Below are 6,298 nucleotides of genomic sequence, written 5' to 3' on the forward strand. Positions count from 1 at the left end.
CAGCGTCGTCTTCATACAACGTCTCGTGGTAGACGCCCGGGGGGGCGGGGCCATGGTTCCCCCACACCGCCGAGCTGGGGGGGCCGGCGTCCGGCCACACCGGTCGGATCGAGGAGCCCGTCGTGGCGGTGGACGCGGTGAGCGTGGTGCTGCCGTTCGTGGTCAGCGTGCGGATGGAGGTGCTGTCCAGGGTGCTGTCGGGGTTGACCTCCGCGACGCGCAGGCTGCCCCGGCTGAGCGCGATGCCCGTCTTCGCGTTTTCGTACGGCGGGACCTTGGACACCTTCTCCAGCTGCGGGGTGCCGTCGGCGTTCTGGCTGATGCGCTGCACCCACCAGTCGGCGGCGCCCGTGCCGCCGGTGACGAGGGCACGGCCGTCGGGGGTGGCCACGGGGTCGCCGTAGGACTGGGTGAGCAGGGTCTTCGTGGAGCCGTCGGTCAGGGAGACGGCCGTGACGGGGCCGCGTTTCGCGACCAGGACGAGCCAGTTCCCGACGAGCACGGGGGCGCCGCCGGTGCCGCCCGCCGCCACCGGGACCGTCTCCTGGGCCGTCAGGTCGGCGCGGGGCTTGAGGTGCAGGCCGCCGGACGGGCTGTACCAGCCGATCCGGTCGGCGGTGAGCACCACCGAGAGCCCGCTGTCGGCACCGCTGAAGACCGTGGTGAACTCGGCGGTGGCGAAGTCGAGGTAGCCGACCTCGTAGGACGTGGGGTTGCCGGTCATGGCGTCGAAGGCGGTCGGGTAGGTGAGCAGCGCGCCCGTTGCGTCCCCGGTGCGGTGGTAGGCGCCGCTCTTGTCGGTGGGGTACCCGGTCACCCAGCGGTTGCGCTGCTTGCCGTCGACGACGTCGATCAGCTTCAGCCAGGTGCCCTGCATGCCCACGGTGTCGATGACGGGGTCGTGCTCGGACGCGACGACGGTGGTGCCGTAAGTGCCGACATAGCTCTCCCTCGGCATGTCCAGCCGCCGTGGGGCGCTGCCGTCCGGGGTCCACAGCGACACCGGCTCGGTGGTCGTCCGGTCCGGCAGCGCCACGGTGTCGGCGCCCTGCCCGAACATGCCCGAGGGGCACGAGGCGCTGATGTCACCCCAGCAGCTGGTGGTGGTCGGCTGGTACGGCTCGCCGGCGCCGGCCATGCCGGACGGGGTGATGACGGAGACCGTGTCGCCGTCCTTGTAGCTCGTCCAGAACAGTGCGCGCCCGGGGCCCTGCTGGTGCAGGAAGCCGGTCTGGCCGGCCGCGAGCAGACGTTCGCCGCGCGGCGTCTCCGTGCGCGGGTCGTCCAGGACGATCTCCGTCGTCCCTGCGGTCTGTGCGGTGGCCGCGCGGGCGGGCTCGCCGCCCCCGGAGACCACGGTGGCGGCCGCGACGGCGACCGTGAGTGCGCAGACGGCGGCGGCCAGACCGCCCCGTCTCCGGGCATGTCTGCCCACCTGAGAATCCCTCCCGGCGAGGATCCCAGCCCTCGCCCAAGTGAGCGGACTTTACCAGTCCCTTTCCATCCTTTTACTCGCGGCCTGGGTCGCGGGAACTCACGCCTCCGGCGGTGGTTCCCCCTCCTCCATCAACCGCTCGGCGATGTCGTCGGACCAGTGCTGGGCCCAGGCGCGCAGGTCGGTGACGGCCGCCTCGTCCAGGCCGTACCGCATGAAGTCCGCGTCGGAGTAGAAGTCCGTGCCGGTGAGGCGGGACTGGAGCGTCGGCAGGTCGAAGGGGTCAAGGGCATGGCGGCGGCAAAGCTCCTCCATGTCCGGGAGGCAGAAGCGGGCCGCCGCGGCCTGCGCGTCGATCAGGTCGACGGCCGCGCCCCGGTCGTACAGCGCCCGGATCTTGGTGCCGACGGCGTCCTCGAGGGAGAGGGCGGGCCCGTACTCCGTCAGCTCCGGCGGCTGCCAGAAGATCTCCTTGTGCAGCGCCAGGTCGCACGGCTCGCCGGTCGGCGGGTCCGTGACCGTCAGCTGCGCCGTGAGCGCCGTGACGGCCGCGGCCCGCACCTGCCGGCCCCGCGCCTCCAGCGCCACGCCGACGGCACGGGCCATCGCATCCATGGTCTGCGTGCTCTCGGTGGCGAAGTCGATGTTCGCGTGCGGGCGCTGCAGCAACCCGTGCGCCTGAAGGGCATAACCGCCGGCCAGGACCAGCCCGTACGGGCCTCCTGCCGTCACGACATCCGCGAGGAGCCGCCAGTGGGATTCGGGGAGGTTCACGGCATCCGTACTTTGCCAGAGCGGGGGTCGGGGTGTACGGATGCCCCGCCCCCGGTTCACTCAGGCCGCAGGCGATCCCTGGGACTCCGTGGGGCTTTCCGGGTCTTCGGCGAAGAGGTGCTCGACACTCTCCGCGTGGGGTGTCCGGTCCAGCCAGCGGTTGAGGAGGTCCAGGTCTGTGCAACTCGCGATGCGTTCGCGGGCCTCATGAGGGACGGGGACGCCGCGCGCTTCCAGGAAGCGGAGGATGGCCTTGGCCTCGCCCTTGGCCTCACCCTTGGCCTCACCCTCCAGGAACGTCCGCTCGATCAGGGTGCCCCGGCCAGGGAAGTAGTTGACGAACGTCACGATGTTCCTCCATTTGTCTCCAGCAGGGGTTGTCCCCAGGCCGGCGTCCAAGAACTGGCTGAAGTACCGGGCAGCAGGACTGCGCAAGCTAGGGGCCGCGGCGGGAGCCATGTGCCGGGATCGAGGGGCGTTCACTCGTTCGAGGGGCGAGGGAACGTTCAGGCGCGGTGGGGTGCCCGGAGATTTTTTCGGGGGGTTGTCACATCGGCGCGGGCGGGGGTGTCAGAGCAGTGTCCGCGGAGCGCGGATCGCAGGCCGTTCGATGGGAGTTCCTCATGCGTGTCGCCTATGTCGTCGTCTCTCTGCTCGCCGCTCTGATGGCCGGGTTCTCCGGGGTCGTGCTGCTGATGCGGGCGCAGTGGATCGTGAAGGCCCTTGAGGACTACCGGGTGCCGCGAGGGTGGTGGACCTGGTTGGGAGTGGCCAAGGTCGCGGGGGCGGTGGGGCTGGTGGTCGGGTTGGCCGTGCCGGTGATCGGGGTGCTGGCCGGGGTCGGGCTGGTGGTGTACTTCGTCGGCGCCGCCGTGACCGTGGCGCGGGCGCGGTGGTACGCGCACGTCCCGTTCCCGCTGGTCTATGCCGCGCCGGTGCTCGCGGCGCTGGTTCTGGGGTACGCGGCCTGAGCGCCGGGTTCGGGTCCGGTTGCGGGGTACGGCGACGGCCGCCCACCCCCCGGGGGGGGCGGCCGGGGGGGGCCCCCCCGCGGCCGCGCCCCCCCCCCCCGACGCTACCGACTGGCCTTCGCCAGTTTCAACGCGTAGGCAGGCCACCACTGGCCGGCCTTCGGGCCGCCCTTGCACGTGCCGTCCGACTCCCCCGGCCGCTTGACCCACAGGTACGCGTCCACCAGCGGGTCCGCCGTCCTGGTCGTCGGTGCCTCGCCCAGGGCCCGGCCCGGCGGGTTGCACCAGCGCTCGTCCGGATTGCCGCCCGTGTAGGGGCCGTTGCCGTTGCGGCTGGTGTCGATGACGAAGTGCTTGTTGCCGACCTTCGCCGAGAGCCGCTTGCCGTAGGCGATGGAGTCCTGGGTGGAGTAGAAGTTGGAGACGTTCAGGGCGAACCCGTCGGCCCGGTCGATGCCCGCCCACTGGAGCGGCTGGAAGATCTGGTCCGGGTGGCCCCAGCCGGTGTTCCCGGCGTCCAGGTACACCTTCGTGTTCTTCAGCGACTTGAGCTTGGCGATGGCTCCCTTGAGGAGGTCGTAGCGCTCCTCGTGGAACTCGTCCGGGGTGCAGCCGTTCACCAGGTGCAGTATGGCGTCGGGCTCCAGGACGACCATCGCGGAGCGGTCGCCGATGCCCTTGGCCACGCCGTCGATCCAGGCGCGGTAGGCGTTCCCGTCTGCCGCGCCGCCCTGCGAGTACTGACCGCAGTCGCGGTGCGGGATGTTGTAGAGGACGAGCAGCGCCGTGCGGTCGGACTTCTCGGCCGCCTCGGTGAAGCCCTGGGCCTCCTGCTCGGGGTTCTCCGGGCCGATCCACTCCCCGGTCGGCTGCTCGGCGATCTTTCTGATCTGCTCGGCGTCGTCCTTCTTGCCGTCCTTCTCGTAACCGGCGACCTGCCGGGCCGCGTTCCCGTCCGGATTCACCCAGAACGGGTCCGTGCCCCTGGGCTGTTGGGTGATCTTCGCGCCCCGACCGCCGTCCTCGTCCCCCCCGTTCCCGGAGGAGGAACATCCCGCGATCAGCAGCGCCGCCCCCAGCACCGCCGCGGCCCCCCTGCTGCCGTACATCCAACTCCCCCTTGGGTGCACCGTTCCAGGGGTCAATCGTTACATACCCGCCGTGCCGGTCACGAGGTCGCACGGGCCTTGTCGGAGACCTGTTACAGCCCGGCTCGCGTGGGTAGGTGCGCGCCTGAGGAGGTCCGGCGGACGCGAAGGGGAGGGCGCGGCCATGCACCACACCACGCGGGAGGCCCGGCTGGCGGCGGCGCTGACGGAGGCCGCCGACACCCTCACCGACGGCTTCGACACCGCGGACCACCTGCAACGCCTCTCGGACCACTGCGTCGAGCTGCTGTCCGCGCGGGCCGCCGGGGTGATGCTGATCGCGGGCGGCCGGGCCGTGTCGCTGGCCGGGAGCAGCCGCCGGGAGGACGTCGCGATCGACCTGCTGGAGGCCCAGAGCGGCGGCGGGCCCTGCCTGGACAGTTACGGCTCCGGCAGACCGGTCCCGCCGGTGTCGGTCCGGGTGGCCCACGCCGAGGCCCGCTGGCCGGTCTTCACCGAGCGTGCGCTGGCCCACGGCATCGCGACGACGTACGCGGTCCCGCTGCGCCGCCGCGAGACGCTGCTCGGGGCGCTCAACGTGTTCGTGCCTCTGGGCGGCGGGGCGGGTGACGGAGAGCTGCCGCTGGCCCAGGCGCTGGCGGACGCGGCCGCCCTCGGACTGCAGAACCACCGGGCGTACGTCCAGTACCGCACGCTGGCCGGGCAGTTGCAGGAGGCGTTGTCCAGCAGGGTGCGTGTCGAGCAGGCCAAGGGCATGCTCGCCGAGCGCTGGGACGTGGCCACCGACGACGCCTTCGCCACGCTGCGCCGCTACGCGCGGCGGCGACGGCTGCCCCTGGACCGGGTCGCGCGGGAGGTCCTGGAAGGGACCGCGGACGACACGGAGTTGCGCCGCGAGATCGGCGAGCCCTCCGATGGACCCGCGTAGCGCGCTCGGTCACCTGCGGGGATGACGCAGAGCCACCGGGTCGGGACTTCACGTCAACTACCTCTAGGCCGATGGCGGCCTTCCGTTCTAGAGTCTTTCCAGACGGCCCCAGCCCCCGGCCGGATGTGTACCCACCGTGTTTCCAGGCCTCCCGCGCCGATCGCCGGGTTACTCCCGCAGCCCGGGTGAGCGCGGTCGAGGACCAGCCCGGTCGACGGCTTCGGGGGAGCGGGTCGTCGACCGGGCCGGGTGACCTACGGCCCCGTGCCGGTGAGATAGGCCGACACGACCACGTTGGCGGTGTAGCTGCGGGTGGCCCGGTCGAAGGTGCCGCCGCAGGTGATCAGCCGCAGTTCGGCGCGTCCCCGCCGGTGCGGCCCGTAGGCCTTCGCGGCGTCGAAGTGGTCGCGGGGCAGGACCTGTACGTCGTCGACGGTGAAGTGGGCGACCCTGCCGTCGTCGCGGACCACCCGGACCGTCTCACCGGGCTGCATCGTGCTCAGCTTGTAGAAGACGGCGGGCCGGGTCTCGGTGTCCACGTGACCCACCATCAGCGCCGGCCCGGCGGCCCCGGGGCTGACCCCGGCCGCGTACCACCCGACCACACCCGGCTGGTCGAAGGGCGGCGGTTCGACGGCCCCCTGCCGGTCCAGGCCCCGGGCGACGACCGGGGCCTGCACGCCCAGTTCGGGAATGTCGACACGCTGTGGCAGCGCGTCTCCCAACGGTTGTGCCGCGGGCGGCAGTTCCGCTCCGGCGGGCCGCCCGACCGAGGTGACGTCACCCGTCGTGGTGCCGGACGGGCCGGGCTGTACGCCGGTCAGCTCGCGGCCCCACAGCCACAGCCCGAGCAGCAGCACCGCCCAGGCCACACCGGTGGTCAGCCGTCCGGACCCGGAGGGGTCCGCGCCGTCGGACATGGCGTGGGGCGCCTTCAGCCCGTCCCGCGGCTCCGGCGGGCACTGCGCAGCCCGACGGCGACCGCGGCGAGTCCGGCGAGGACGAGACCGACCACCGCGTGGGCGGTGCCCGGTTCGTCCGCGTGGACGTCCACGGAGGCGAAGTGCGCGGTCCCGTCGGC

General features: G+C 72.3%; 7 protein-coding genes. 2 read left to right on the forward strand and 5 right to left on the reverse strand.

What is annotated here, in order from left to right:
- The 3 genes from ACFW2E_RS39050 to ACFW2E_RS39060 form a co-directional block, all read right to left on the reverse strand.
- Positions 1 to 1,435 (reverse strand): hypothetical protein (locus tag ACFW2E_RS39050; protein ID WP_384474468.1); only part of this gene is annotated, 1,435 nt, incomplete at its 3' end.
- A gap of 99 nt (positions 1,436 to 1,534) precedes the next feature.
- Entirely contained in the window at positions 1,535 to 2,209 is a 675-nt protein-coding gene (locus ACFW2E_RS39055) for a nucleotidyl transferase AbiEii/AbiGii toxin family protein (protein WP_384474471.1), read from the reverse strand.
- A gap of 60 nt (positions 2,210 to 2,269) precedes the next feature.
- The gene (locus tag ACFW2E_RS39060) at positions 2,270 to 2,557 is read right to left on the reverse strand and encodes a hypothetical protein (RefSeq protein ID WP_384474474.1); all 288 of its coding nucleotides are present in this window, start codon (positions 2,555 to 2,557) and stop codon (positions 2,270 to 2,272) included.
- Between the two features lie 275 nt (positions 2,558 to 2,832).
- On the opposite strand from ACFW2E_RS39060, the gene ACFW2E_RS39065 reads away from it, so the two are divergent.
- The gene (locus tag ACFW2E_RS39065) at positions 2,833 to 3,180 is read left to right on the forward strand and encodes a DoxX family protein (RefSeq protein WP_384474477.1); all 348 of its coding nucleotides are present in this window, start codon (positions 2,833 to 2,835) and stop codon (positions 3,178 to 3,180) included.
- Between the two features lie 104 nt (positions 3,181 to 3,284).
- Here ACFW2E_RS39065 and ACFW2E_RS39070 read toward each other — a convergent pair whose 3' ends face one another.
- Positions 3,285 to 4,289: a glycoside hydrolase family 6 protein gene (locus ACFW2E_RS39070; protein ID WP_384474480.1), complete on the reverse strand. Its 1,005-nt coding sequence runs from the start codon at positions 4,287 to 4,289 to the stop codon at positions 3,285 to 3,287.
- A 163-nt stretch (positions 4,290 to 4,452) separates the two neighbouring features.
- Between ACFW2E_RS39070 and ACFW2E_RS39075 the strand changes: the two genes are divergently transcribed.
- A complete protein-coding gene (locus ACFW2E_RS39075; protein ID WP_384474483.1) occupies positions 4,453 to 5,217 on the forward strand; it encodes a GAF and ANTAR domain-containing protein in 765 nt (254 codons plus the stop codon).
- Between the two features lie 254 nt (positions 5,218 to 5,471).
- On the opposite strand, the gene ACFW2E_RS39080 is transcribed toward ACFW2E_RS39075, so the two are convergent.
- On the reverse strand, positions 5,472 to 6,137 hold the full coding sequence (locus tag ACFW2E_RS39080; protein ID WP_384474486.1) for a class F sortase: 666 nt from the start codon (positions 6,135 to 6,137) through the stop codon (positions 5,472 to 5,474).
- Positions 6,138 to 6,298 lie beyond the last annotated feature (161 nt).

It is taken from the genome of Streptomyces sp. NPDC058964, from assembly GCF_042741275.1.
Lineage (GTDB): Bacteria > Actinomycetota > Actinomycetes > Streptomycetales > Streptomycetaceae > Streptomyces.